The following is a 25,231-nucleotide window of genomic DNA, read 5'->3' on the forward strand; positions in this document are numbered from 1 at the left end:
CGTTGGATATCTTCGGATGGCCGGCACAGGGCAAAGCAGACGATGCCCCGCCCCATGGAACAAGCTGCGCTCGTTCCATGGGGCGAAACCTCGGCATGGACGGCGAAGCGTTGATCGTGCCGCGTTTTCCCTTCCGGTCCCGCTACGGTTCGTCAGCGTGGATCGGAAAGACCGGCTTGCGCAAACGCGTATAAGGCAACCCGGTGATCTTGCTGGTGCAGGGGCCAGGCGTCGCCACGGTGAAGCTGCCCTTCGCGATCTTGTCATAGGCTCGCCGGTGCGCCACCGCCGCCTTGACGCCGATGGCTTTCAGCTTTTCGGGGTGGATGCCCTGCGAGCGGAACTGGCCGAGGTCGAAAGGCGGAGTCTTGCGGCTGCTGAGCAGCACGGTGACGCCGCCCACCTCCACCACCGCACAGGGCCCCATGCTGAAGCGCGAGCCTTGCGAGGCGGCGAGATGGCTGTTGAGGTCTTCCAGCGCAAATTGACCGTCGCTGGCGCTGACGAAACGGGCTTCGATCTCGACCGGCCCTTCGGCGATGGCGCTGCCCTTGCCGCCGATGGAGAGCTTGCGGACCTCGCCCGGCATTGCACCGGCCATGGCCTTCACGGCGGCGGGATCGGCGATGGCGACCGCGCAATTCTGGACGCCATGGCGCAGGAAGGCGCGCAGCACCGAGGTGCCGTCTCCCGGCGCGCCGCCGCCGATATTGTCGGCCGGCTCGACGACGAGATAAGGCCCGTCCGGCGAACGCTGGATTTCGGCGACGGCCGCGTCGATATCCCATTCCTCCGGCAGGCCGAGATCACGCTCGGTCACCGCCATCTCGGTCAGGCGGGCAAGCGCCTCCTGGGCCGCCGGTTCCGGGCCGGTGAAGGCGACCGCAAAGGCGACGCCGGCCTCGGGCACGTCGGAGAAGGAATAGCCGCCGACGACGTTCGCAACCCAGATCGCGGGGTTCTCCTGCTCGATGCGGCGCGCCATCGCTTCCAGATCGCGCATCGGCCGGTCGGCGGTGCCGGTGCCGGTCGGCGGCCACATGACGGGCGCGTTGCTGGAGAGCATGTGCGGCAGCACACCTTCCTTCAGCGAACGCGCCAGCAGCCGGGCCGAGCGTACGGCGGATTCGCGGGCATCGGTATGCGGGTTCTCGCGATAGGCGACGAGGGCGTTGGCGTTCGCGGCCATCGCGGCGGTGAAATTGGCATGAAGGTCGAAGACGCCGAAGACGGGCAGCGGCTCACAACCGGGCACGGAACGGATATGGGCAAGCAGCGCGCCTTCGGGGTCGGGGCACTCTGTCGTGACCATGGCGCCATGCAGGGCGAGCCAGATGCCGTCAAGGCCGCCATCCGCGAGCGCGGCCCGCAGTCCGGCGTCGAATTCCGCCAGGAAACGTGCGAAGACGGCGTGGTCGACGGTGCCGGCCGGCAGGGCCGTGTAGTCGATCGTCGGCAGGACCTTCCAGCCCTCCGCCTCGGCCACTTCGAGGAAGCCGTCGACGGTCGAGCCGTCGCCACGCCGGCGCAACACATCCTCGCCGCTGCGGATGGTGAAATCGGCCAGTCGCGTGACCTCGTCGACGAAGCTGTGCGTCTCGTGGAACAACGATCCCAGCAGGATCCGGCGAGGCTGCGACATGACGATGGAAGCTCCCTGCTCACGAGGCCCGCGCATCTCGGCCGCTGCGCTGTTCCGATTCAAGCCTGCATTGTTCCGCTGAGAGGAACGCGGATGCTTTGACAGCGCGCGCCCGCTGCCGGTTTCATGACGGTAGTCGGCGGCCTGGAAAGCACGCCGCGCGCCTGATCGGGAAAGCATGCGGATGCGCGTCTTCACAGCCTCGCTGGCCACGGAAACCAACACCTTCGCGCCGCTCTTCGTCGACCGCAGCGCCTTCGAAAGCGCCTTCTACTGTCCGCCCGGGATGCACCCCGACACGCCGACGCTGTGCTCGGCGCCGACGGTTGCAGCTCGCCGCCGCGTCGCCAGCGAAGGCTACGAGCTGATCGAGGGCACGGCGACCTGGGCCGAGCCCGCCGGGCTGGTCTCGAAAGAGGGCTATGAAAGCTTGCGCGACGAGATCCTGGAGCAGCTTGCGGCGACGCTGCCGGTCGATATCGTCCTCCTCGGTCTGCACGGCGCGATGGTGGCGCGCGGCTATGACGATTGCGAGGGCGATCTGATCGCGCGGGTGAGGGCGCTCGCCGGGCCGGATTGCGTCATCGGCGCCGAGCTCGACATGCATTGCCATCTCACAGCCGAGATGGTGGAGGGCGCCGACATCATCGTTGCCTTCAAGGAGTTTCCGCATACGGACTTCCTGGCGCGGGCCGAGGATCTGCTGGAATTGTGCCTGAAGACGGCGCGCAGGCAGGTGAATCCGGTCAGCGCGGTCTTCGACTGCCGTGGGCTTGCGGCTTTCATGACCAGCCGCGAACCCGGCCGCAGTTTCGTCGACCGGATCAAGGCGATGGAAGGCCGGAACGGCATCCTTTCGATCTCGGTCGCGCATGGTTTCCAGGCAGCCGATGTCGCCGATGTCGGAACCAAGGTGCTGGTGATCGCCGATGGCGACGGCGAAAAGGCCGCCGCGCTGGCGAAGGAACTCGGCCTCGAGATTCTGCGCTGGGGGCAGGGTGCCTCGCCGAAGCATTACAAGCCCGAGGAAGGCATCGCGGCGGCGCTGGAACTGGCCCAGTCCGGCAAGCCGGTGGTCCTGGCCGATCGCTGGGATAATCCGGGTGGCGGCGTCGCCGGCGATTCCTCGGTGATGGTCGAGGCGTTGCTGCGGCATCCGGAGATTCCGGCGGCGATCGGTGCGTTATGGGATCCGGTGGCGGTCAGCCTCTGTCGTGCAGCCGGTGTGGGGGCTGAAATCCCGCTGCGCTTTGCCGGCAAGGCGGCGCCGTCTTCTGGCAGGCCGATCGATGCGGTCGTTCAAATCGTTGGGACTACCGAAGACCTGCTGATCCCCTTCGAGCAGAGCTGGGTTTCCCTCGGCCCCGCCGCGGCCATCCGGATCGGGAACCTCGATATCGTGCTGGCCTCGACGCGGGCGCAGACCTTCAGCCCGCCGGTCTTCACCGATCTCGGCGTCGATCTTGCGACGAAGAAGGTGGTGGTGGTGAAGTCCTCCAACCATTTTCACGCCGCATTCGCGCCGATCGCGGCACAAGTGCTTTATCTCGACAGCGGTGGACCTTACCCGCCCGACGCGAGCAAGATCCCCTATACCAAAGTGAAACGCCCCTTTTCTCCGCTGGATCCGAATCCATGGCTGTGACGACTTCCGCCCCGCTCCCGCGCCTGTCGCTCCGCGAGATCGAGGACCAGCGCCTCGATGCGCTGGTGAAGGGCCTGCCACTGGGCGCATCGCTTCGGCTCGGCGATGTCGGCAAGCAGGGCTGGAACGTGCTCGCTGGCGACATGCCTCTGCCGCTCGCGGTCATCCGCGAGAGCGTCCTCAGGGCCAACAGCGCCTGGATGGGCGCCTTCACCGCCGCCAACGATCTCAAGATCGCGCCGCATGGCAAGACGACGATGGCGCCGCAGCTCTTCGATCTGCAGATCGCCGACGGCGCCTGGGCGATCACGGTCGCGACGATGCAGCAGCTCGCCGTCGCGCGGCATTTCGGCGTGAAGCGCGTCATCCTCGCCAACCAGCCGGTCGGCCGGCAGGAGGTCGCCGCCTGCTTCGAGGCGCTGCGGGACCCAGGCTTCGAACTCTATTGCCTCGCCGACAGCTTGCCGGGAGTCGCGCTGCTGGCGAAGGCTGCCAAAACGCAGGGCGGTGCCAATCCGCTACGCATCCTCGTCGAGATCGGCTTCATGGGCGGGCGCACCGGAGCGCGCAGCCGCGAGGAGGCGCTGGCCGTGGCGCGCGCCGTCGCTGCGGCACCGGGTCTGCGGCTTGCCGGCTTCGAATGCTTCGAAGGGCTGATCAGCGACACTGCCGGCGCCGACAGGCTGATCGGCGAGGTCGTTGCCGTCGCCGTGGCGGCGGAAGGCGAGGGGCTGCTGGATGCGGAGCCACTTGTGCTGAGCGCCGGCGGGACCTCGCTGTTCGACCGCGTCGGCGAGGCTTTCAATGCCGCCGCCTTCGCCCGACCGCTGGTCAAGCTGCTGCGTTCCGGCTGCTACCTGACCCATGATTCCACCGTCTACAGCGCCGCCTTCCAGCGGATCACGCTGGAGACCAGCCTGAAACTGCCTCCGGGCGGGCTCGCTCCGGCGCTGGAGGTCTGGGCCTATGTCCAGTCGCGGCCCGAGCGCGGACGCAGCCTGCTCACCGTTGGCAAGCGCGATATCAGCTTCGATTCCGGCATGCCGGTGCCGTTGCGCTGGTTCCGACCGGGTGGGGCGATGGCGCGGCCGGAGCCGATGCCAGCGGGGCATACGGTTCTGGCGCTGAACGACCAGCACTGCCATCTCGGGACGCCGGAAGCGAGCCCGCTGCAGGTCGGTGACATGGTCGCCTTCGGAATCGGCCATCCCTGCACCACCTTCGATAAATGGGCCGTGCTGATGCTGGTCGACGACGATTGGCGCGTGACGGGCGCGATCAGGACCTTCTTCTGACTGTCCGTCGCCCCCTGTTCCTTCCAGTGAAACCGGCGATCCTTGACGTGAATTCCGGCCGTTCCTAGCCTGAACTCCAGAGAGGGAAAGCGCGCCATCCGCTCCGGCCGATGAGACGGGCAAACCAGTGTCGGCCGCATATACGGAGCGGGTCTTCGTTCGCGGCACAGGCCGGTCCGAACGCGGCTGGCCGATATTGTGGGAGGATCGTGCGTGAAGACACCATCATTTCTGATGGCGGATGAGCAGGGCAGTGCCCGGCACGGCACGTCGCGGCGCAGCCTGCTGCAGTTGCTGGCGGCGGGCGGCACGGCCCTGGCGACACCGGGGCTCTGGAGTACGCTGGCCGCCGCACAGGCGCCGGTTCCGGGCGGCACGCTGACGATCGGCGCGGATGCGGACCCGATCGGGCTCGACCCGGTCACGGTCAACGCCTTCTCCTCCTATGATTTCACCAGCCTTCTCTATACCGGCCTGCTGCGCTGGAACGCCCAGATGAAGGTCGAGCCCGATCTGGCGGCGAGCTACGAGCAGCCTGACCCAAAGACTTACGTCTTCAAGCTCAGACAAGGGGTGAAGTTTCACAACGGCAAGGACTTCTCGGCGGCCGACGTCAAGCATACCTTCGACCGGATCATGAATCCGGCGACGGGCAGCCGGCTCAAGGCCCTCTATTCCAGCGTCGAGTCGGTGACGGTGGTCGATCCGTTCACGGTGAAGTTCCAGCTCAATGCGACGGATGCGGCCTTCCTCAGCAACCTCGCGACCAATCCAAACGGTGCGATCGTTCCCGCCGGCGTCGACGGCATCAACACGCAGCCGGTCGGCACCGGCCCGTTCGCCTTCGAGGCCTACCAGCCGAACCAGCAGTTCTCGCTGACGCGCTTCGCCGATTATTACGAGAAGGGCGAGCCCTATCTCGCCAAGGTCGTATTCAAGTTCTTCAAGGACCAGGCGACGCTGACCTCGGCGCTGCGCTCGCGCGCCATCGACATGACCTGGGTGAAGGACCCGAAGGTCGCCGCCGCCATCGCGCGAACCTCGCCCAATTTCGTCTCGGCTCCGGGCCAGACCTCACGCACCTTCCCGATCTGGCTGAACATGAAGGCCAAGCCGCTGAACGACGTGAAGGTGCGGCGCGCGCTCAGCCTCGCGACGGACCGCAAGGCCTGCCTCGACACGGTGCTCGGCGGCTCCGGCAAGGTCGGCGCGATGATCCCGGAAAGCCAGGTCGGCGGCTATGACGGCACCGGCGAAATGCCCTATTACAAGCACGACCCGGCGGCGGCGAAGGCGCTGCTGGCCGAGGCGGGCTATCCCAACGGCATCGATCTTGGCGACTACATCATCGTCGCGGCCAACCCGCTCGATGTCGCTTGCGCGCAGATCCTGCAGCAGCAATGGCAGGCCGCCGGGATCACGGTGAAACTGGTGCCGATGGAAACCGCGCCCCTGCTCAGCAAGTGGGCGACGGGCGATTGGCCGACGCTGCTCTCCGTCGCGCTGTCTTGGACGCCAGATTCCGACGGGATCTTCCAATACGTCAAATCGGATAGCGGCTTCGGCAAGGCGATGGGCTCGAACGATCCGGAGCTCGACAAGATGATCCTGGAAGCGCGTGCCGAGCTCGATACCACAAAGCGCGCGACGAAGAATCTGGAAATCCAGAAGCGCATCGCCGACAACGCCTATGTCATCCAGATCTATCAGTATCCGCTGCGCTGGGAGATCTGGTGGAACTATGTCCAGGGCTATGTGCCGCTGGCCGCGAATATCCGTTCCTTCGTGCGTACGACATGGCTGAAGAAGTAGGCCCTGCCTGCCGCTGCAAGGCGGGGGCCGGGCAATGACCCGCTTCGTCCTCGGGCGTCTTGCCTGGATGGTCGCGATCCTGTTCGGCGTCTCGCTGGTCGCCTTCATGCTGATGCGGGCCATCCCCGGCGATTTCGCGATCGCGGCCGCTGGCTCGCAGAGCGTGGCGCCGGAGGTCCTGGCGACGATCCGGCGCGATCTCGGGCTCGACCAGCCGCTGATGGTGCAATATCTGCGTTGGCTCGGGGCTGCGCTGACCGGTGATCTCGGCACCTCCTTCGTCACCCGCCAGCCTGTGCTCGGCGAATTGCTCAGCCGACTCGCCGTCACCTTCCAGCTTACGCTTCTCGCCGCAATCATCGCCGCGGTGATAGGCGTCGCGACGGGCCTCGCGGCGGCCCGCCTGCGCGGCGCGACCGATTGGCTGGTCAGGCTCTGGAACGGGCTGATGCTGGCGGTTCCGAACTATGTCGTCGCGACGCTGATCGTGCTGCTCTTCGGGCTGTATTTTCCGGAGATCACGGTGCTGGGCTACACGCCCTTCCTTGATAACCCGCTTGCCAATCTCGCCAGCCTGCTCTTGCCGGCTCTTGCGCTGGCCCTCGCCGTCTCCGTGACCATCGCGGAGAACACGCGCGCCGCCGTGCTCGAGGTCGCCAACCAGGATTTCGTCATGGTGGCCCGCGCCAAGGGGCTGACGCCGGCTGCGATCCTGCGCGATTACCTGATGCGCAATGCGCTGACGCCGGTCGTCACGGCCGCGGGCCTCAAGATCGCGGCGCTGCTCGGTGGCAGCATCCTGGTCGAGACCATCTTCGCCATTCCGGGGATGGGGCAGTACCTGTTCGACTCCATCAACAGCCGCGACTATCCGGTGATCCAGGCGATCGTGCTGGTCGCTGCCGGCATCGTCGTGCTGGTCAACACGGTCATCGACATAGCCTATGCGCGGATCGATGCGCGGGTGCAGATGTGAGCGGCGCCTTGCAAAACGAGCTTCCGGCGGCCGCCACGGCGCCCCGCCGCGCGCGCAGGGTGGCAGGGATCAGCCAGGGCTGGCTGCTGCTCGGGCTCGGGCTCGTGATGCTGGCCGCGATGCTCGTTCTCACGATCTTCGCGCCGCTGGTTGCACCTTATGATCCCTCCGTGACTTCGCCGGATTCGCTGGCTCCCGCGAGCACGGCTCATTGGCTTGGCACGGATTCGATTGGACGCGATGTGCTGAGCCGCTTGATCGTCGGCGGACGCACCACCTTGCTCATCACCATCAGCGCTGTGCTGATCGCGTTGGTAGCTGGTCTGATCCTCGGGCTGGCGGCCGGCTATCTGGGCGGGCGCACCGACGAGATCATCATGCGCCTGCTCGATGTCGTCTTCGCCTTCCCGGTGCTGCTGCTGGCGATCGCCGTGGTGGCGGCGCTGGGGCCGACCGTGCCCAACCTGATCCTGACCATCGCGATCGTCTACACGCCGGCCATGGCGCGGGTGGTCAGGGCGCCTGTGCTCAGCGTGAAGCGCTGGGACCATGTCGAGGCTGCCCGCAGCGTCGGCATGAGCGAGATGCGCCTCGTGCTGCGCCATATCCTGCCGATCGTGGTCTCGCCGATCCTCGTTGCGACCAGTCTCACGCTGTCGCAGACGATCTTCACCGTGACCGCGCTTTCATTCCTGGGCTTGGGTCCGCCGCCGCCCGACCCGAACTGGGGCGGCATGCTTTCGGAGGCGCGCCAGTTCATGGAGCTTGCGCCGCTCACAGTGATCGGGCCGGCGCTGGCGATCGTCTTCGCGACGCTGACCTTCATCATCATCGCCAACGGTTTGCGCGAGGTTTTGGACGTGGGGAGCGTGCGATGACCGGCCCATTGCTCCGGGTGCGCGACCTCACCGCGACGGTGACGACGCGCCGGGAGGTGATCCAGGCCGTGCGCGGCATCTCCTTCGACATCAATGCCGACGAGGCGGTCGGCTTCGTCGGCGAATCCGGCTGTGGCAAGAGCGTCACCGCCAAGGCGTTGATGCGATTGGCGCCGGAAGGAGCCTCGATTGGGCTCGGCGGCTCCGTCGCCTTCTGGGGGCGGGATCTACTCGCGCTGGACGAGGTGGAGATGCGAGACCTGCGCGGCCGGCGCATCGCCATGGTCTTCCAGGACCCGATGACCTCGCTCAACCCGGTGATGAGCATCGGCGCGCAGATGAGCGACATGCTGCGCCGCCATCTCGGCTTGTCGGGCAAGGCGGCGCGCGAGCGCAGCATCGAACTGCTCGATCTCGTCGGCATTCCCGATCCGGCGCGGCGGATCGACGATTTCCCACACCAGTTCTCGGGCGGGCAGCGCCAGAGGGTGCTGATCGCCATCGCGATCTCCTGCGAGCCCGACCTCTTGATCGCCGACGAGCCGACGACGGCGCTCGACGTCACCGTGCAGGCGCAGATCCTGCGCCTGCTGCTGCGGCTCCGGGAAGAGCGCGGCATGGCATTGATGCTGATCACCCATGATTTCGGCGTCGTCGCCGGCATGGTCGATCGGGTGAACGTGATGTATCGCGGCGAGATTGTCGAAGCCGGGCCGGTCGACGACGTGTTCGCGCGGCCGCAGCACGCTTATACGCGGGCGCTGCTCGATGCCGTGCCGCGCCTGCAAGGGGCGGGGGCGTAGCGATGACGGAGCGGCTGCTGCAGGTCCGCGACCTCTCGGTGCTGTTCCCGGCGCGGCGCGGAGCTCCACCGGTCAAGGCGGTCGAGCGCCTTTCCTTCGAGATCGCGCCCGGAGAGACGCTCGGGTTGGTCGGGCAGTCGGGCTCGGGCAAGACCACGGCCGGGCGCGCGATCCTCCAGCTCCAGAAGGCGAGCGAGGGCTCGGTCCGCCTGCTCGGGCAGGAATTGACGACGATGCGCCCGGGTGAATTGCGCCGGATGCGCCGGCACATGCAGTTCGTGCTGCAGAACCCCTATTCCAGCCTGCATCCGCGCATGACAATCGGGCAAATCCTGAGCGAGCCCTTGCAAGTCCATCGCACGGTGCCGGCCAACCGCATCCGCGAGCGTGTCGAGGAACTGCTGGAGCTGGTCAATCTCGATCCGGCGATGATGCAGCGCTATCCGCACGAGTTCTCCGGCGGCCAGCGCCAGCGCGTCGTCATCGCCCGGGCCTTGGCAGTCAATCCGGATTTCGTCGTCTGCGACGAGCCGGTCTCGGCGCTCGATGTCCGCACGCAGGCGCAGATCGTCGCGCTGCTGCAATCGTTGCAGGAGAAGCTCGGCCTGTCGTACCTCTTCATCGCGCATGACCTCGCGATCGTGCGCGAGATGGCGCATCGCGTCGCCGTGATGTTCCGCGGGCGCATCGTCGAGATGGGCAGTGCGGGACAGGTCTATGACAGCCCGGCCCATCCCTACACGCAGCACCTGCTCGATGCCGTGCCGGTGCCCGACCCCGTGCTCCAGCGCGAGCGGTTGCGGCGGCCGCCGCCGGATCTGCGCTTCCTCGACGGCGATGGCGGCGGCTGCATCCATGGTGTCGATCACGCACGGGCGGGGACGCCCGAATGGCACGAGATCGCGCCAGGTCACGGCGTCTCCTGCCGCTACTGGCCGAAGGACCGAAGCGCGGCTGCGTGATTGGATGTTCCTTCAGATGGAACATCCAATCCTTGACGTGAAATATTTGGCGCAACTACGCTTTCGACGATGAGGCCGGGCTGCCGATCGACCGAAATGCCGCCCGGAACGATGCCCTGAAGTCCGAGAAACCGCTTCGCCCGGCATCGGCCGGACGGTGGAGCTGCAATCCGGGAGGATGCCGTGCGTCTGGCGCTGATCCACATCGTTCAGGAGACGAACGACTTCAATCCGCTGCTGACGACGCTCTCTGATTTCGAGGCGTTCGGCCTCGTCGAAGGCGAGGAGATCGCGCGGCAGTTCGGCGAGATCGGCCAGATCGGCGGGCACTACGCGGCTGTGAAGGAGAGCGGACTCGACATCGAGACGGTCCCGATCATCCGCGCCTGGGCCGTGGCGGGCGGGCGCATCTCGCGCGAGGCCTTCGATTTCTTCCAGGCGAAGATCCGCGCGGGGTTGGAGACTGTGGGGCCGATCGACGGGCTCGTCCTGCATCTGCACGGTGCCTGTGCGGCTGAGGGCATCGATGATGTCGAGGGCGAGCAGGCCGAGCTCTGCCGCAGGATTCTGGGGTCGGACGTGCCGATCCTGCTCGGGCTCGACCACCACGCCAACATCACGCAGAAGATCATGGCCAATTGCACGGCCATTGTCGGGCACCGGACCCAGCCGCATGACGTGTTCGACACCGGCAAGGTCGGGACCGAGGTGCTGCTGCGCATCCTCACCGAGAAGTGCAAGCCGGTCATGGCTTGGCGGAAGATTCCGCTGCTCTCGCATCAGGAGCAGTTCCTGACCTCGAAGGGACCGATGAAGATCTGGTTCGACCGGGCCCGCGCCATCGAGGCCGACCGGCGCGTGTTGCAGGCCTCGAACTATCCGATGCAGCCCTGGCTCGATGTCGCCGAGGGCGGCTGGTCGACGATCGTCGTCACCGACGGCGATCAGGCGCTGGCGGAGAAGCTTGCGGACGAACTGGCCGATCTCGCCTGGTCGATGCGCGACGACTTTCAGGTGCGCGAGGCGGTCTCCATCGACGATGCCGTGCGCAAGGCCGATGCGGCCGAGCGCGGCATGGTCGTGGTCAGCGATACCGGCGACACCGTCTTCGGCGGGGCGGCCGGCGACAGCAACCTGCTGCTGGAATCGATGCTGCGGCTTGGCATCGGGAGCAAGGCGCTGATCCCATTGATCTCGCCCAAGGCCGTGGCGACGCTGACGGCAGCGGGCGAGGGCGCCGAGGTCACCTTGCCGCTCGGCGGTGATGCGGCCACCGCCTTCTTCAAGCCGCTGACCGTGACCGGACGGGTCAGGAAGCTGGGCGGCGGGTCGATTCCGCTCAAGTTCAACCACCAGCCCGAGGTCGACATGGGCCGCGTCGCGGTCTTCGATGTCGGGCCGGTGACGCTCCTGATCTCGGAACTGCGCGGCGTCGCCGGCAATGTGCCGGACGTCTACGAGGCCTTTGGCATCGACCTCTCCGATTACAAGATGGCCGTGCTCAAGACGGCTTCGAACTTCCAGTATTTCGACCGCATCGCCTCCGGGCTCGTCCGCGCCGATACGCGCGGGCCGGGGCAGTCGGACGTCTTCACTCTGCCGTGGCAGCGGATTCCGCGCCCGGTCTATCCGTTGGAAAAAATAAGCGACTGGCGGGCGCATTCGTCCCAGCCAGGTGCGGGGATGGGTTGAAGGGCAACTGAAACAACAAAAAGGGGAAAGCGATGACAAAGCTGTCGCGACGTCGATTCTGCATCACCGGCCTTGCCCTGGCGGGCGCGGCCCCATTCACGGCGGCGCTGCCGGCCGCAGCCCAGCAGCTCAAGGGCGGGACGTTGCGGGTCGCCGTGCTGAACGAGCTGGCGAATTACGATCCGCAGCAGCTCTCCACGGTGAATTTCCACGTCATCAAGAACCTCTACGACAGCCTGATCGAATACACCCCGGAGGGAAAGCCGCAGCCGAGCCTCGCGACCGAATGGACGATTGCCCCGGACAAGAAATCGGTGACGCTGAAGCTGCGCGAGGGCGTGACCTTCCACAGCGGCAATCCGTTCAAGTCCGATTCCGTGCTGGCGACCCTGCAGAAGGGCGCCGATCCCAAGCGCGGCAAGAACGTCTTCGCGACGATGTCGATCGTGAAGGACTGGTCGGCGCCGGATGAGCGCAGTGTCACGATCAACTTCAAGGCGCCAGTACCCGACCGGCAGATCCTCGACCTGCTGCAGTTCCTGATCCCGATCGATCCCAAGGGCATCGATACCGTCGAGACCGTACCGGCCGGCACCGGCGCCTACACGCTGGTCAATCGCGCGGTGGGGCAGAGTCTGACCCTCAAGGCCAATCCGAAATACTGGCGCGAAAAGCAGCCGATCGCGCAGGATCTCGTCTTCACGGTGTTCAGCGAGGATGCCGCCGCCAGCGCTGCGCTGGAATCGGGCGCGGTCGACATCGTTTATAACGGCTCCTCGCGCAGCGCCGTCCGGCTGAAGGATGCGGGCTACCAGGTCTTTGCCGGGCCGGGGCAACTGGTGCAGGTCTTCCGCATCAATTCGACGCGCGGCCCCTTCCGCAACAAGTCGTTCCGCCAGGCCTTCAACTATCTGATGGACCGGGCGAGCATCCTGCGCGTCGGTTATGCCGGCATGGGCAAGGTCGTGGCATTGCCCTGGGCGCCGGCGAGCCCGGCCTATGACGAGAGCTACACCAAGACCTATGCCTACGACCTCGACAAGGCGAAGAAGCTGATCGCCGCGTCCGGCTTGTCCGCCGATGAGATGAAGGGCTGGAAACTGCTGGTGAACGGCAGCGACGAGCCTTCGGTCGCCATCAGCCAGATCGTGCAGGGCTCGCTGCAGAAGGCGGGTATCCCGATCGAACTCGACATGCGCCAGGGCGCCGAATACGTCACGGCTTTGCTCGGGGGCGACTTCGCCGCGACCTTCGGCGCGGTCGGCAACGTGCAGAAGTTTCCCTCACGCGTCGCGACCAACTCGATCTACCGCACCTCGGGCAACCCGATCCTGAAGGATCCCCACCCGCATCCCGACTATGTCGCCGCGATCGCCAAGGTCGACAGTGCCGCCGGCAGCGAAGCCGAGGTCAAGGCGGCCTATGACAATCTCAACCGTGTGCTGGTCGACGAGGCTTTCGGGATTGCGACCAACTCCTACGATGTCGGCTTGATCGTTGCCTCGGAGAAGATCGGCGGGGTGACGCTCGACATCGACAATCTGTTCGTGGCCCGCACCATCGGGTTCAAGTGATGCGGCTTGTCGACCTGCGGTGCCAGGCCGGCACCGCCTGATGCGGGATGGCCTGATCTCGCTTGGACGCTTGCTGCGCCGGCTGCTCGCCCGGCGCGGTGCGGCGCTGAGCCTCGCCTTCCTGGTGCTGGTCGGCTTGGCGGCGACCTTTGCCGAGCTGCTGCCGCTCGATCCGCTGGCGCAGAGCATCGCGGATTCGCTGAAGCCGCCTTCGCCCGAGAACTGTTTCGGCACCGACGAACTCGGCCGCGACATCCTGGCCCGGGTCGTCTACGGCGCGCGTACCTCGCTGGTCACGGCCTTCGGCGCGGTGCTGATCGCGGCGCTGATCGGCGTGCCGGTCGGGCTCGTCGCCGGCTTCTATGGCGACTGGCGGGATTCGCTCCTGATGCGCGGCATCGACGTGCTGCTCGCCTTGCCGAACATCCTCTTCGCCATGGCGCTGATCGCGGTTCTGGGGCGCAGCCAGAGCGCTGCGCTGATCGCTGTCGGCGTCGCCGGCATTCCCGGTTTCGCCCGCATCGCCAGGGCGCAGGTGATGGCGCTGCGCTCGCTCGACTTCGTCACGGCGGTACGCGGCTTCGGCGGCAAGCCGAGCTACATCATGTTCCGAACGATCCTGCCCAACGCCTTGAGTCCGCTCGTGGTTCAGGCGATCGTGCTGGCTTCGATCGCGATCCTGCTCGAGGCGGCGCTCGCCTTCCTCGGGGTCGGTGTGCCGCCGCCGACGCCGAGCTGGGGCGAGATGCTGCGCACCGGAAAATCCTATCTCTACGAAGCGCCGACCTATGCGGTGCTGCCGGGGCTCGTCCTGACCCTGACGATCCTTTCCTTCGACACGATCGGCCGGGCTCTGACCGCGATCCTCGACCGGGACGAGACCGATGCTTCCGGCGTGACGATCGGGGGGCGGCGATGACGGCTTACGTCCTGCGCCGCCTCGCTCAGATGCTGCCGGTGCTGCTGATCGCCTCCTTCGCGATCTTCGCGATGATCTATGCGGTGCCGGGCGGGCCGGTCGCGGTCATCGTCGGCGAGAATGCCGGTCCGGAAGAGATCGCCGCCGCGATCCAGCGCTACGGGCTCGACCGACCCATGGTGGTCCAATACGGCGACTGGCTCGGGCGCGCCCTGACCGGCGATTTCGGGCTCTCGCTGCACAGCCGCCAGCCGGTGCTGCAGCTCATCGGAGAGCGGTTGCCGGCGACGCTGCAACTCGCCTTGGCGGCGATCGTGGTGGCGCTCGTCATCGGCATCCCGGTCGCGATCGCGAGCGCGATCAGGCCGAATTCCTGGCTCGACCGGTTGCTCAGTGGCTGGAGCGCGTTGGCACTGGGCGTGCCGACCTTCTGGCTCGGCATCCTGCTGATCCTGCTCTTCGCGGTGGAATTGCACTGGCTGCCCTCGGCCTCGCGCCATGTGCCGCTCTGGCAATCGCCGCTCGATGCCCTGCGCAGCCTCGCCCTGCCGGCGGTCACGCTCGGCATCTATGTCTCGGGCATTCTCGCCCGCTTCCTGCGCGCCTCGCTGATCGGGGAGGCACGGGCCGACTATGTCCGCACCGCCCGGGCCAAGGGCGTCCCGGAGAACCGCATCGTCGGCCTGCACATCATGCGCAATGCGATGCTGCCCTTCGTGACGATCGTGGGGTTGATGATGGCGAACTTCATCGGCGGGGCGGTGGTGACGGAGGCGGTCTTCACCTATCCGGGGCTCGGGCGCCTGCTGATCCAGGCGATCAGCACCCGCGACTACCCGCTGATCCAGGGCTGCATCCTGGTGATCCTGGTCGCCTATATGCTGATCAACCTCCTGGTCGACATGCTCTACGCCTGGATCGACCCCAGGATCGAATACCGATGAGCCCGGCACCGAAGCATTTTCAAGCGAAGTGGCCGCCGGTTCGCGTCAAGAAAATGCGACCAGAAAAGGTTTCAGCCTGTCGCCGCTGGCCGCGAGCCGAGCTGGGTCGAGATGCCGGCCGCGACCTCGCGCAGCCTGATACCGACCTTGGCGGCCAGCGAATGCGGCATCCGCATCAGCGGCGCCGAGATCGACAGCGCTGCGACCGGATGCCCGTCCTCGTCGAGGATCGGCACGCCGACGCACATCGCTCCATCCTCGTTCTCGCCCATCTCGGTGGCGTAGCCGCTGCGCTTGACCTGCCGGAGCTGGCGTTCGATCTCTTCGCGTTCCAGCAAGGTGCGACCGGTGCGCTCCGTCAGCGGCAGGTCGAGCTGGCGTTGCCGTTCGGCGTCCGGCAGAAAGGCGAGGATCGCCTTGCCGAGCGCGGTGGAGTGCATCGGGTGGCTGTCGCCGATGCGGGCCTGCATCCGAAGCGAACGGTTGGCCTCGACGAGGTCGATATAGACGACCGTGCCATTGCCCTTCACTGCGAGGTTCACCGTCTCGTTGAACTCGTGCATCAGCTCGATCATGGCCGGGCGGGCGAGCTCCCGGACCTTGCTGACGCTGGCATCGGCGCGGGCGATGGCGCGCAGCTGCGGGCCGAGATTGTAGCGGTCGGTCGTGCGGTTGTGGTCGAGGAAGCCGGCTGCCGTCAGCGTCTGCAAATAGCGGAAGGTCGTTGTCTTCGGGATCCGGAGTTCCTTGCTGACGGCGGTGAGCGCGATCTCGTGGCCGTGGCGAGCGACCAGTTCCAGCACCTTCAGTGCCTTCATCACCGGCTGCACGACGTAGGGATTGTCGGGCTTCTTCGCCATGGCCGTACCGCCTTTCGGGAGAGTGACGAGCCGGCATAACCCAGCCGAGTGGAATTCCGCAAGGCGAAACCGGCGTTCCTTTACACGGTGAGGTCGGTCTGGTCTGGTCGAGGCAACAGCATCGGAGGCAACGCAAGTGGCAGGCAACGGCACCCAGCAGGCGGGAGCACTGCGCTTCGAGGAATCGGCCCGGCAGATCGCAGAAAATGCGCGCTACATCGCCGGCGGCGTGAACAGCAATTTCCGGCTCGGCATGTCGCCCGGGCCGCTCGTCTTCGAGCGCGGCGAAGGCGCCTATCTCATCGACGCCGACGGCAACCGGATCATCGACTATTACTGCGGCATGGGCGCGACCGTGCTCGGCCATGCGCCGAAGCCGGTGATCGAGGCGGCACAGCGCCAGGCCGAGAAAGGCATTCTCTTCGCCGGCCAGATGCCGATCGAATACGAGGCCGCGAAGCTGATCTGCGAGCGCGTTCCCTCGGCCGAGCGGCTGCGCTTCGGTTCGTCGGGGTCCGAGGTGGCGCAGGCCGCGATCCGCTTGGCGCGAGCCGCCACGGGCAAACGCACGATCGTCAAGTTCGAAGGCCATTACCATGGCTGGTTCGACAACATCCTGTGGTCGACCGCACCGGGGCTGAACGCAGCCGGCCCGGAGGACGCACCGACGCCGGTGATCGGCAGCAAGGGGCAGGACCCAGCGGCAGGCGAGGGGCTCTCGATTCTCGGCTGGAACGATCTCGCGGCGCTGGAGGCCAGGCTCGCCAAGGGCGACGTCGCGGCCGTCCTGATGGAGCCGGCGATGTGCAATCAGGGTGCCATCGCGCCGGCGAAGGGCTATCTCGAGGGCGCGCTCGCCGCCTGCCGCAAGCATGGCGCGCTGCTGATCTTCGACGAGGTCATCACCGGCTTCCGGCTCGGCCGGGGCGGGGCGCAGGAGCGCTTCGGCGTGACGCCTGACATGACGATCATGGCCAAGGCGATCGCCAACGGCTTCCCCGTCGCGGCGGTGGCCGGGCGCGCCGACCTGCTCGATCTCTTTGCCGATGGCGTGCTGCACGGCGGCACCTTCAACGCCCAGCCGATCGCCATGGCGGCGCTGGTGGCGACGCAGAAAATGCTGACCCCGGAGCATTACGAGCGCAGCTCCGTCCATGGCCAGCGCCTGCAGGACGGCATCCGCGCCATCCTGGCGGAAGAGGGCATCAAGGCGCAGGTCGTCGGCTTCCCGCTGATGTTCCACGTCGCCTTCGGGCTCGATGCGCCGGCGCGCAACTACCGGGATGTGGCCCGTTCCGACAAGGTCGCCTATAGCCGCTTCGCCCATGCGCTGCTGAAACGCGGCGTGCGCGCGCTGGAGCGCGGCGCATGGTTCGTTTCCTCGGAGCATGATGCCGAGGTGATCGACCGTACCCTGGAAGCGGTCAGGGGCGCGGCGCGCGAAACCTTGGGGAAAGCGGCCTAACGCAAGGCGCTTGGCGGGAGGCCGAAGCGGCGCCGGAACAGTCCCGAGAAATGCGCCGGCGTGTAGCCGACGCGGAACGCGGCCTCCGCGACGCTCGCCTCGCCACTCGCGATCAGCGCGTGGGCATGTTGCAGCCTCTGCTCCTGAAGGTAGCCGAAAACGCTGCTGCCGAACTCGCTGCGAAAGGCGGAGGTCAGCCTGGTGGGGTTGAGCCCGCTGGCGCGGGCGAGTTCCGTCAGGCTCGGCGGTTCACGCATCGAGGCCAGCAACATGTCGCGCGCCACATGCACCTGCTCGCGTGTGCGCCCGGGCAGGCGCCGGGCCCGTTGGGCAGGGGCTCCGAGCAATTCGTCGAGTGCATGGGCGGCGAGTTCCAGCGCCTTGCCGCCGAGATAGATCGGCCGCAGGGCGTCCGAGACGGGGCAGTCTGCCATCTGCTGGGCGAGTCCGCGCAGCACCGCGCTGGCCGGTCGCACCCAGGCTCCGGCATCCGCCGCGCCCGCCAATGCGAAAAGGCGCTCCATCGGCACGGAAAACTCGTCTTCGACGAAATCGAGCTCGAGCTGCATGATCGCGCAACGCAACGACCCGCCGGTGATCCCGGTGCGTTGCTGGACGTGGTCGCCGCTATTGGCAGCGATCAGCAGGGCCGGCCCCTCGATCGTCAGCGGAGGGTGGTTATCGAGTTCCAGCGACTGCCGGCCGTCGAGCAACACCGCGATCTTGAGGCCGCGCCGCATCGGTCCGACGATGCGTTCGCCAGAGGTGACGGGGAAGGCGCCAGCCGACAGAAACAGGCTATCCGAGAAAAGTTGAAGCGCGGTCGCCGGGGCGGTGCGCGTCGGCAACGTTGAAACCATCATGTCCTCGCAACCGGAGCAGTATAGCGAGGGGTCTCAAAAATATCAATTAAATCAATATTTTATGGATTCTAAAGAGGGCGCAGTGTCGAGCCGTGGACAGCTCGACCTGCGGCCGGATCGTCCGCGACGGCCGCAAGGCAGTCGCGGATGCCCTCGAAGTTTCAGGCGCCGTTCTTGATCAGCTCCTTGGCGATGATCGTGCGCTGGATCTGGTTGGTCCCTTCGTAGATCTGCGTGATCTTGGCATCGCGGTAGAGCCGCTCGACCTCGAAGCCGCGGATATAGCCGGAGCCGCCGAAGACCTGCACGGCATTGGCCGTCTGCGCCACGGCCATGTCGCTGGCGAAGCATTTTGCCATCGAGGACGCCGAGGTTGCCGGCTTGCCGTGGTCGATCAGCAGCGCGGCACGCTCGACCAGCGCGCGGGCGGCGGCGATGTCCTTGGCCATGTCGGCCAGCAGCCATTGCAGGCCCTGATTGTCGAGGATCGGCTTGCCGAACTGGCGCCGGTCGCGGGCATAGGCCAGCGCCGCTTCGAGCCCTGCCTGCGCGATGCCGACCGCGAGCGAGGCGATGCCGACGCGACCCTTCTCCAGAACGCTCATCATGATGTGGAAGCCGCGCCCCTTGGGGCCGAGCAGGGCTCCGCTCGATACGGCGACGCCGTCGAAATTGAGCGCGCCGACCTGGCTCGCGCGCTGGCCCATCTTGTGTTCCTTCGGCCCGCGCGAGACGCCGGGCGCATGCAGGTCGACCAGGAAGATGCTCATACCACGGTGGCCGGCCGACGGGTCGGTCGAGGCCAGCACGAAGCCGAGATCGGCGACCGGCGCGTTGTGGATCCAGAGCTTGCCGCCATTGATGACATAGCCTTCGGCGGTTTCGCGCGCCGTGGTGCGGACATTGGAGAGGTCGGAGCCCGCTTCCGGCTCGGTCAGGCAATAGGCGACCCGGGTCTTTCCGGCCAGGATATCCGGCAGGCGCTGCAACTGCTCCGGCGTGCCGTAGCGTGTGAGCAGCGTGCCGATCAGCTCGACGAGCCCGCACTGGTCCGCGACCGAGGAATAGCCGCGCGAGAGCTCCTCCATCACGATCGCATAGGCGTAGGTGTCGAGGCCGGCGCCGCCATGTTCCTCCGGCACGGTGATACCGAACAGGCCAAGCTGGCCCATCTGGGCATAGATCTCGGCAGGGAAGGTTTCGTCGCGGTCGAGGTCAACTGCGGCGGGCTTGAGGACATCTTCGGCGAAGCGCCGTGCGGTCTCGCGGATCTGGTCGTAGATCTCGGCGTCGAGCAAGGGAGCGTGCATGGCGTTCTCTCCTCAGGCGACGCCGTTGAGGGCGCAGAGCTGCGTCATGCGGCCCGCCGCCAGCTCCGGATCGACGAACAATCCGGACTGATCGGCCAGGCGGAAGAGGTCTGCATAATGCAGGATGCCGCGTGCGGATTCGGCGCCGCCGACCATGCGGAAATGGTTCTGGTGGCCGTTGAGCCAGGCGAGGAAGACGACGCCGCACTTGTAATGCTGCGTCGGAGCCTCGAAGAGCCGGCGCGAGAGTGCGACCGTCGGGTCGAGGATCGCGTGGAAGCCGGCGCGGTCGCCCGCTTCCAGCTTCGCGAAGGCCGCAGCAGCGGCGGGCGCGATCGGGTCGAAGATGCCGAGCAGCCCGTGCGAGAAGCCCCGATCGTCTCCGGCGATCAGTTCGGCATAGTTGAAGTCGTCGCCGGTATACATCACGACGCCTTCGGGCAGCAGGCGGCGCATCTCGATCTCCTTGCCCGCATCGAGCAGCGAGATCTTGATGCCGTCGATCTTGTCGGCGTGCTCGCGGATCAGAGTCAGCACCGTCTCCATGGCGGGCCTGAACTCGCGGCTGCCCCAGTAGCCTGCGAGGGCTGGATCGAACATCTCGCCGAGCCAGTGCAGGATCACCTTGCCGCGGGTCTGGCGGATCAGTCGGCCATAGACGGAAAGGTAGTCGTCCGGCCCCTTGGCGACGCGGCAGAGCGCGCGGCTCGCCATCAGGATGATCTTGCCGCCATGCTGTTCGACATGGCCGATCTGCTCCTCATAGGCGCGGATCACGTCGTCGAGGCTGCGTGTGGCGTTGGGATCGAGCTGATCGGTGCCGGCGCCACAGGCGAGATCAGCTCCAGGCGTCGCCTTGGCCTCGGCCAGCGAGCGGGCGATCAGTTCGGCGGCGTTCGGCCAGTCCAGCCCCATGCCGCGCTGCGAGGTGTCCATTGCCTCGGCAATCTTGAAGCCGAGACCCCAGAGATGGCGACGGAAGGCGAGGGTGGCATCCCAATCCACGGCCGGGACGCGCCAGGGCTCCTGCAGTTTCAGCGGGTCGGCGACGACATGGGCCGCGGCGTAAACGGTCCGAACGCCATTGGCTGGTGCAGTACGCGGATAGGGCGAAGGGGGCGCCAGCCTGTAGCGCTCGCTGCCGCCATCCGGGCGGGGCAGGGTGATCTCGGCCATCGCTTCCTCCGACTTGATTTATTGGAACGTTCCATTTCAGGAGCGCGCTTCCGGTCTTATACAAGGCAATAAAATCGTTTGAAAGAGAGATGTTGCGGAGGTCTGACCCGAGTGATAATGGAACGTTCCAGAAAAAGAACGGCGCCTCGCGCCTTAGGGACGAAACCATGCCGCAGCCGCAAGGCAGCAAGGGGAAAGTGACGATCATCGAGATCGCGGACGCCGCCGGCGTCTCGAAATCGACGGTCTCGCTCGTCCTCACCGGCCGCGGCAGCGTCAAGCCCGAGACACGCCAGCAGGTCCTGCAGACGATGGATCGGCTGGGCTATGTCTACAACCGCGGTGCCGCCAATCTGCGCAACGCGCAGTCCCGCATCGTCGGCCTCGTTCTCAACGACCTCTCCAACCCCTTCTTCGCGGAATTCGCCATCGGGGTGGAGAAGGTGCTGCAGATGGCTGGCTATGTCGCCTTCATGGCCAACACCGCCGAGAGCGTCGTGCGGCAGGAACAGGTGATGCGGATGATGCGCGAGCATGGTGCCGGCGGTATCATCCTCTGCCCGGCGCTCGATACGCGCCCCGAGCATCTCGACTGGGTCAGGGCTGCCGGCACGGCACTGCTGGTGGCGATCCGCCGGCTGCCGGGCACGGCCGTCAGCCATGTCGTTCCGGAAAACCATGCCGGGGCGAGCCGGGTCACGCGTCACCTCATCAATCTCGGCCACGAACGCATCGCCTATCTCGGCGGCATGCATTCGATGGTCGTCCGCCAGGAGCGGCACGGCGGCTTCCGCGCGGCGATGGAGGCGGCCGGCCGCAACATCGATCCGGCGCTCAACCTCGAAAGCATGCCGACGCGCGATGGCGGCTTCGGCGCGATGAGTGCCGTGCTCTCGCTGGCCGATCGGCCAACCGCGGTGGTCTGCTACAACGACGTCGTCGCGATCGGCGCGATGCTGGCAGCGGCGCGGCATGGCCTCGTCGTCGGTCGGGACATTGCCGTCGTCGGCTTCGACGATACCAGCGAGGCGCGCCATGTCTCGCCGGCACTGACCACCGTCGCCGTCGATCCGGTGGGCCTTGGCGAGCGCGCCGCGGCGCTGCTGCTGAAGCAGATTGCCGACCCGGTCATGGAGCCGGAAAGCGTCATCGGGCCCGCCAACCTCGTCATCCGCGAATCCTGCGGCGCCTATCAGCGCGCACTCGCCGCCGCCGGCTGAAACTTTCACCCAGAGACAGAGCCATGGCCTTTCCCCGTATCCTGACTGCCGACGAAGCCGCCGCCCTTATCCCGGACGACGCGATCGTCACGGTTTCCTCATCTTCGGGCCTTGGCTGCCCTGACGCCGTGCTGGCGGCGATCGGCCGGCGCTTCGATGCCTCCGGGCATCCAAGCAACCTGACGACCTTGCACCCGATCGCGGCCGGCGACATGTGGGGCGTCAAGGGCGTCGACCATATCGCCAAGCCCGGCCTGCTGGCGCGGATCATGGGCGGTTCCTACCCTTCCGGCCCCTCCTCGGCCGAGCCACCGGAAATCTGGAAGATGGTCACGGGCGACCAGATCCCGGCCTACAACATCCCGAGCGGCATCCTGTTCGACATGCATCGCGAGGCCGCGGCCAAGCGGCCGGGCGTGCTGACCAAGATCGGCATGGACACCTTTGTCGATCCGAAGCATCAGGGCTGCGCCATGAACGCGCGTGCCGCGGCCGAGCCGATCGTCAGCCGTGTGGAGTTCGACGGCGAGGACTGGCTCTATTTCCGCAGCATCGTGCCGAAGGTTGCGATCATCCGCGCGACCACAGCCGACGAGCGCGGCAACCTTTCCTATGAGCATGAGGGCGGCCTGCTCGGCCCGCTCGATCAGGCGCTCGCCGTGCGCAACAATGGCGGCATCGTCATCGCGCAGGTGAAGCGTGTGGTCGAGGCCGGCAGCCTCAACACGCAGGCCGTGTTCGTGCCGGGCATCCTCGTCGATGCGATCGTGGTCGCGCCCGACCAGATGCAGACGACGCAGACCGTCTACGATCCCGCGATCTCCGGCGAGGTGCGCCGGCCGCTGTCGAGTTTCGAGACGCCGGCCTTCGATGTCGCCAAGGTCATCGCCCGGCGCGTTGCGCAGGAGCTGCGCCATGGCGATGCGGTCAATATCGGCTTCGGCATCTCGGCCAATGTCCCGCGCATCCTGATCGAGGAAGGCCAGCACGGCGCCGTGACCTGGGTGATCGAGCAAGGAGCCGTCGGTGGCGTGCCGCTGCTCGAGTTTCAGTTCGGCTGCGCCTCCAATGCCGAGGCGATCGTGCCCTCGCCCTATCAGTTCACCTACTTCCAGGGGGCGGGCTTCGACATGTCGCTGCTCTCCTTCCTGCAGATCGACCGGCAGGGCTGCGTCAACGTCTCCAAGCTTGGCGTCAGGCCGCATGTGACGGCGGGCGCCGGTGGCTTCATCGACATCACCGCGCGGGCCAAGCGCATCGTCTTCTCCGGCTATTTCAGCGCCGCAGCCAAGCTCGCCATCGCTGACGGCAAGCTCGTCATCGAGAAGGAGGGCAAGGTGAAGAAGCTGGTCGAGGCGGTGGAGCACATCTCTTTCTCCGGCCCGCGCGCCGTCGCGCAGGGCCAGGACGTGACCTACATCACCGAACGCTGCGTGATGAAGCTGACGGTGGAGGGCATCGTCGTCACGGAGATCGCGCCGGGCGTCGATCTGGAGCGCGATATCCTCGCCCAGAGCGAATTCCCGCTGCTCGTGCCACAGCCGCCCAAGCTGATGGACGCCGCCCTGTTCGATGAGGCTCTGATTGGCCTCGAACTGCCGAAGAGGGCAGCATGAGCGACCCCGTCCGCCTCGACATCGCCTCCGGCATCGCGACGATCACGCTCGCCCGCCCGGAAAAACTCAACGCACTTGACGATGTGATGGTCGGGCTGCTCGGTCGCTTTGCCGACGCCATCGACGCCGATCGCTCGGTGCGCGCCGTGATCCTGACCGCCGAGGGCAAGGCCTTTTGCGCCGGCGGCGACATCGTCGCCTGGGGCGGGTTGTCTCCGCTGGAGATGGGGCAGGGCTGGGTTCGCTCCGGCCACCGCGTCTTCGACAAGCTGGCGCGGATGAAGCCGCCCGTCATCGCCGCGATGAACGGCCATGCGCTTGGCGGCGGGCTCGAGCTGGCCGTCACCGCCGATATCCGCATCTGCGAGGTGCAGGCCAAGATCGGCCTGCCCGAGACCGGGCTCGGCATGATTCCTGGCTGGTCGGGCACGCAGCGCCTGGTCAAGCGCCTCGGCGGGCAGGTCGCGCGGCGCCTCGCGTTGACCGGAGAGATCGTTACCGCCGAGACGGCGCTGACGTTGGGCATTGTCGACCAGGTCGTCGAGAAGGGAGGGGCGCTCGCCGCGGCGCAGGCCATGGCCGAGCGCATCGGCCAGCGCGGCCCGGTTGCCAACATCGTCGTCAAGCAGCTCATCAACGCGGCGGAAAACGAGGATAGTGCTGCCGTCATGGAGACGCTGGCGAGCTCGCTCGTCTCCTATACCGAGGATGTGAAGGAGGGCGTCGGCGCCTTCCAGGAAAAGCGCACGCCTACCTACCGGGGAGAGTGAGATGACGCGTCCTGTCGCCCTGATCACCGGCGCGAGGCGCGGCATCGGCCGCGCTATCGGCGTCGCGCTCGCGAAAACCGGTTACGACATCGCCTTCACCGACATCGCTGAGGACGAGGCCGTTGCCGAGGCCAGGAAGCTGTTCGAGGAAGCCGGCGCAACGGCCCGCTTCTTCAAGCACGACGTGGCGGCCATCGAAAGCCATGCCGGCCTCGTTGCTGATGTGAAGCAGGCCTTCGGTCGGCTCGATCTCTTCGTCTCGAATGCCGGCATCGGCGCGCCGGTGCGTGGCGACATGCTGGAGATCACGCCGGAGAGCTACGATCTCGTCATGGGCATCAACCTGCGCGGTGCCGCCTTCCTGAGCCAGGAGGTCGCGAAGACGATGCTGGCGGACAGGCCGGAGCGTCCGGCCATCGTCTTCATTACCTCGGCCTCGACCGAGCTGGTCTCGATCGACCGGGCGCAGTACTGCGTCTCCAAGCTCGGCCTCTCGATGTGGGCCAAGGCGCTGGCGGTGAGACTGGCTCCGGAGGGGATTCCGGTCTTCGAGGTCCGCCCGGGTGTGATCCGCACCGACATGACGGCGAAGGTCGCCGCCAAATACGATGCCCGGATCGCCGAAGGCCTGATTCCGGCCGGGCGCTGGGGCGAGGGGGAGGATGTCGCGGCTGTGGTCGCGGCGCTGACCGGCGGCCAGTTCGCCTATGCCACGGGGACAGTGATAAACGCCGACGGCGGATTGCTGATTCCGCGGTTGTGAGGATGCTGCGGTTCGGGCAAGAAGCCGGCACTTCAGCCGGACGGAG

General features: G+C 66.6%; 21 protein-coding genes. 16 read left to right on the forward strand and 5 right to left on the reverse strand.

The window, feature by feature from the left end; translation table 11 throughout:
• Positions 1 to 142: 142 nt before the first annotated feature.
• A complete protein-coding gene (locus CE453_RS14195; protein ID WP_089177893.1) occupies positions 143 to 1,642 on the reverse strand; it encodes a M81 family metallopeptidase in 1,500 nt (499 codons plus the stop codon).
• A 184-nt stretch (positions 1,643 to 1,826) separates the two neighbouring features.
• Here CE453_RS14195 and CE453_RS14200 point away from each other — a divergent pair, with 184 nt between their 5' ends.
• From CE453_RS14200 to CE453_RS14250, 11 genes are all read left to right on the forward strand, one after another.
• On the forward strand, positions 1,827 to 3,287 hold the full coding sequence (locus CE453_RS14200) for a M81 family metallopeptidase (protein ID WP_089177894.1): 1,461 nt from the start codon (positions 1,827 to 1,829) through the stop codon (positions 3,285 to 3,287).
• Positions 3,278 to 4,582 (forward strand): alanine racemase, encoded by a 1,305-nt coding sequence (locus tag CE453_RS14205; RefSeq protein WP_089175182.1) that lies wholly within the window; start codon positions 3,278 to 3,280, stop codon positions 4,580 to 4,582. The genes CE453_RS14200 and CE453_RS14205 overlap by 10 nt, the downstream gene beginning before the upstream one ends.
• 213 nt (positions 4,583 to 4,795) lie before the next feature.
• A complete protein-coding gene (locus tag CE453_RS14210) occupies positions 4,796 to 6,394 on the forward strand; it encodes an ABC transporter substrate-binding protein (protein WP_248308067.1) in 1,599 nt (532 codons plus the stop codon).
• A 34-nt stretch (positions 6,395 to 6,428) separates the two neighbouring features.
• The gene (locus CE453_RS14215; protein WP_089175184.1) at positions 6,429 to 7,370 is read left to right on the forward strand and encodes an ABC transporter permease; all 942 of its coding nucleotides are present in this window, start codon (positions 6,429 to 6,431) and stop codon (positions 7,368 to 7,370) included.
• Positions 7,371 to 7,378: 8 nt separating this feature from the next.
• Entirely contained in the window at positions 7,379 to 8,248 is an 870-nt protein-coding gene (locus tag CE453_RS14220) for an ABC transporter permease (RefSeq protein ID WP_248308068.1), read from the forward strand.
• On the forward strand, positions 8,245 to 9,051 hold the full coding sequence (locus tag CE453_RS14225; RefSeq protein ID WP_089175185.1) for an ABC transporter ATP-binding protein: 807 nt from the start codon (positions 8,245 to 8,247) through the stop codon (positions 9,049 to 9,051). The genes CE453_RS14220 and CE453_RS14225 overlap by 4 nt, the downstream gene beginning before the upstream one ends.
• 2 nt (positions 9,052 to 9,053) lie before the next feature.
• Positions 9,054 to 10,013 carry an ABC transporter ATP-binding protein gene (locus CE453_RS14230; RefSeq protein ID WP_089175186.1) on the forward strand — a complete coding sequence of 320 codons (960 nt, stop codon included), beginning with the start codon at positions 9,054 to 9,056 and terminating at the stop codon, positions 10,011 to 10,013.
• A 183-nt stretch (positions 10,014 to 10,196) separates the two neighbouring features.
• Positions 10,197 to 11,705 (forward strand): M81 family metallopeptidase, encoded by a 1,509-nt coding sequence (locus tag CE453_RS14235; RefSeq protein ID WP_089175187.1) that lies wholly within the window; start codon positions 10,197 to 10,199, stop codon positions 11,703 to 11,705.
• Positions 11,706 to 11,737: 32 nt separating this feature from the next.
• The gene (locus tag CE453_RS14240) at positions 11,738 to 13,279 is read left to right on the forward strand and encodes an ABC transporter substrate-binding protein (RefSeq protein WP_089175188.1); all 1,542 of its coding nucleotides are present in this window, start codon (positions 11,738 to 11,740) and stop codon (positions 13,277 to 13,279) included.
• Positions 13,280 to 13,319: 40 nt separating this feature from the next.
• Positions 13,320 to 14,198 carry an ABC transporter permease gene (locus tag CE453_RS14245; protein WP_089175189.1) on the forward strand — a complete coding sequence of 293 codons (879 nt, stop codon included), beginning with the start codon at positions 13,320 to 13,322 and terminating at the stop codon, positions 14,196 to 14,198.
• Positions 14,195 to 15,142 (forward strand): ABC transporter permease, encoded by a 948-nt coding sequence (locus CE453_RS14250; protein ID WP_089175190.1) that lies wholly within the window; start codon positions 14,195 to 14,197, stop codon positions 15,140 to 15,142. Before CE453_RS14245 ends, CE453_RS14250 begins: the two co-directional genes overlap by 4 nt.
• A 71-nt stretch (positions 15,143 to 15,213) precedes the next feature.
• Here CE453_RS14250 and CE453_RS14255 read toward each other — a convergent pair whose 3' ends face one another.
• Positions 15,214 to 16,002: an IclR family transcriptional regulator gene (locus tag CE453_RS14255; RefSeq protein WP_089175191.1), complete on the reverse strand. Its 789-nt coding sequence runs from the start codon at positions 16,000 to 16,002 to the stop codon at positions 15,214 to 15,216.
• A 136-nt stretch (positions 16,003 to 16,138) separates the two neighbouring features.
• Here CE453_RS14255 and CE453_RS14260 point away from each other — a divergent pair, with 136 nt between their 5' ends.
• Entirely contained in the window at positions 16,139 to 17,467 is a 1,329-nt protein-coding gene (locus CE453_RS14260) for an aspartate aminotransferase family protein (protein ID WP_248308069.1), read from the forward strand.
• Here CE453_RS14260 and CE453_RS14265 read toward each other — a convergent pair.
• The 3 genes from CE453_RS14265 to CE453_RS14275 all read right to left on the reverse strand — a co-directional run bounded on the left by CE453_RS14265 (position 17,464) and on the right by CE453_RS14275 (position 20,816).
• Positions 17,464 to 18,330: a helix-turn-helix transcriptional regulator gene (locus CE453_RS14265; RefSeq protein ID WP_089175192.1), complete on the reverse strand. Its 867-nt coding sequence runs from the start codon at positions 18,328 to 18,330 to the stop codon at positions 17,464 to 17,466. The two genes, CE453_RS14260 and CE453_RS14265, sit on opposite strands and share 4 nt — an antisense overlap.
• 161 nt (positions 18,331 to 18,491) lie before the next feature.
• Positions 18,492 to 19,640 (reverse strand): acyl-CoA dehydrogenase family protein, encoded by a 1,149-nt coding sequence (locus CE453_RS14270; protein WP_248308070.1) that lies wholly within the window; start codon positions 19,638 to 19,640, stop codon positions 18,492 to 18,494.
• 12 nt (positions 19,641 to 19,652) lie between these two features.
• A complete protein-coding gene (locus CE453_RS14275; protein ID WP_089175193.1) occupies positions 19,653 to 20,816 on the reverse strand; it encodes a dihydrodipicolinate synthase family protein in 1,164 nt (387 codons plus the stop codon).
• Positions 20,817 to 20,983: 167 nt separating this feature from the next.
• Between CE453_RS14275 and CE453_RS14280 the strand changes: the two genes are divergently transcribed.
• From CE453_RS14280 to CE453_RS14295, 4 genes are read left to right on the forward strand one after another with little or no spacing between them, the layout of a single operon-like run.
• Entirely contained in the window at positions 20,984 to 22,036 is a 1,053-nt protein-coding gene (locus CE453_RS14280) for a LacI family DNA-binding transcriptional regulator (RefSeq protein ID WP_089175194.1), read from the forward strand.
• Positions 22,037 to 22,059: 23 nt separating this feature from the next.
• Positions 22,060 to 23,652 (forward strand): acyl CoA:acetate/3-ketoacid CoA transferase, encoded by a 1,593-nt coding sequence (locus CE453_RS14285; RefSeq protein ID WP_089175195.1) that lies wholly within the window; start codon positions 22,060 to 22,062, stop codon positions 23,650 to 23,652.
• Positions 23,649 to 24,422 carry an enoyl-CoA hydratase/isomerase family protein gene (locus CE453_RS14290; RefSeq protein ID WP_089175196.1) on the forward strand — a complete coding sequence of 258 codons (774 nt, stop codon included), beginning with the start codon at positions 23,649 to 23,651 and terminating at the stop codon, positions 24,420 to 24,422. The genes CE453_RS14285 and CE453_RS14290 overlap by 4 nt, the downstream gene beginning before the upstream one ends.
• A gap of 1 nt (position 24,423) precedes the next feature.
• On the forward strand, positions 24,424 to 25,185 hold the full coding sequence (locus CE453_RS14295) for a 3-ketoacyl-ACP reductase (RefSeq protein WP_089175197.1): 762 nt from the start codon (positions 24,424 to 24,426) through the stop codon (positions 25,183 to 25,185).
• Positions 25,186 to 25,231 lie beyond the last annotated feature (46 nt).

This window comes from Bosea sp. AS-1, assembly GCF_002220095.1.
Classification (GTDB): domain Bacteria; phylum Pseudomonadota; class Alphaproteobacteria; order Rhizobiales; family Beijerinckiaceae; genus Allobosea.

Bases quoted from the DNA above. Each gene is read 5' to 3' on its own strand.
- CE453_RS14195 (WP_089177893.1), bottom strand. From the start codon at position 1,642: ATGTCGCAGCCTCGCCGGATCCTGCTGGGATCGTTGTTCCACGAGACG.
- CE453_RS14200 (WP_089177894.1), top strand. From the start codon at position 1,827: ATGCGCGTCTTCACAGCCTCGCTGGCCACGGAAACCAACACCTTCGCG.
- CE453_RS14205 (WP_089175182.1), top strand. From the start codon at position 3,278: ATGGCTGTGACGACTTCCGCCCCGCTCCCGCGCCTGTCGCTCCGCGAG.
- CE453_RS14215 (WP_089175184.1), top strand. From the start codon at position 6,429: ATGACCCGCTTCGTCCTCGGGCGTCTTGCCTGGATGGTCGCGATCCTG.
- CE453_RS14225 (WP_089175185.1), top strand. From the start codon at position 8,245: ATGACCGGCCCATTGCTCCGGGTGCGCGACCTCACCGCGACGGTGACG.
- CE453_RS14230 (WP_089175186.1), top strand. From the start codon at position 9,054: ATGACGGAGCGGCTGCTGCAGGTCCGCGACCTCTCGGTGCTGTTCCCG.
- CE453_RS14240 (WP_089175188.1), top strand. From the start codon at position 11,738: ATGACAAAGCTGTCGCGACGTCGATTCTGCATCACCGGCCTTGCCCTG.
- CE453_RS14245 (WP_089175189.1), top strand. From the start codon at position 13,320: ATGCGGGATGGCCTGATCTCGCTTGGACGCTTGCTGCGCCGGCTGCTC.
- CE453_RS14250 (WP_089175190.1), top strand. From the start codon at position 14,195: ATGACGGCTTACGTCCTGCGCCGCCTCGCTCAGATGCTGCCGGTGCTG.
- CE453_RS14255 (WP_089175191.1), bottom strand. From the start codon at position 16,002: ATGGCGAAGAAGCCCGACAATCCCTACGTCGTGCAGCCGGTGATGAAG.
- CE453_RS14265 (WP_089175192.1), bottom strand. From the start codon at position 18,330: ATGATGGTTTCAACGTTGCCGACGCGCACCGCCCCGGCGACCGCGCTT.
- CE453_RS14270 (WP_248308070.1), bottom strand. From the start codon at position 19,640: ATGCACGCTCCCTTGCTCGACGCCGAGATCTACGACCAGATCCGCGAG.
- CE453_RS14275 (WP_089175193.1), bottom strand. From the start codon at position 20,816: ATGGCCGAGATCACCCTGCCCCGCCCGGATGGCGGCAGCGAGCGCTAC.
- CE453_RS14280 (WP_089175194.1), top strand. From the start codon at position 20,984: ATGCCGCAGCCGCAAGGCAGCAAGGGGAAAGTGACGATCATCGAGATC.
- CE453_RS14285 (WP_089175195.1), top strand. From the start codon at position 22,060: ATGGCCTTTCCCCGTATCCTGACTGCCGACGAAGCCGCCGCCCTTATC.
- CE453_RS14290 (WP_089175196.1), top strand. From the start codon at position 23,649: ATGAGCGACCCCGTCCGCCTCGACATCGCCTCCGGCATCGCGACGATC.
- CE453_RS14295 (WP_089175197.1), top strand. From the start codon at position 24,424: ATGACGCGTCCTGTCGCCCTGATCACCGGCGCGAGGCGCGGCATCGGC.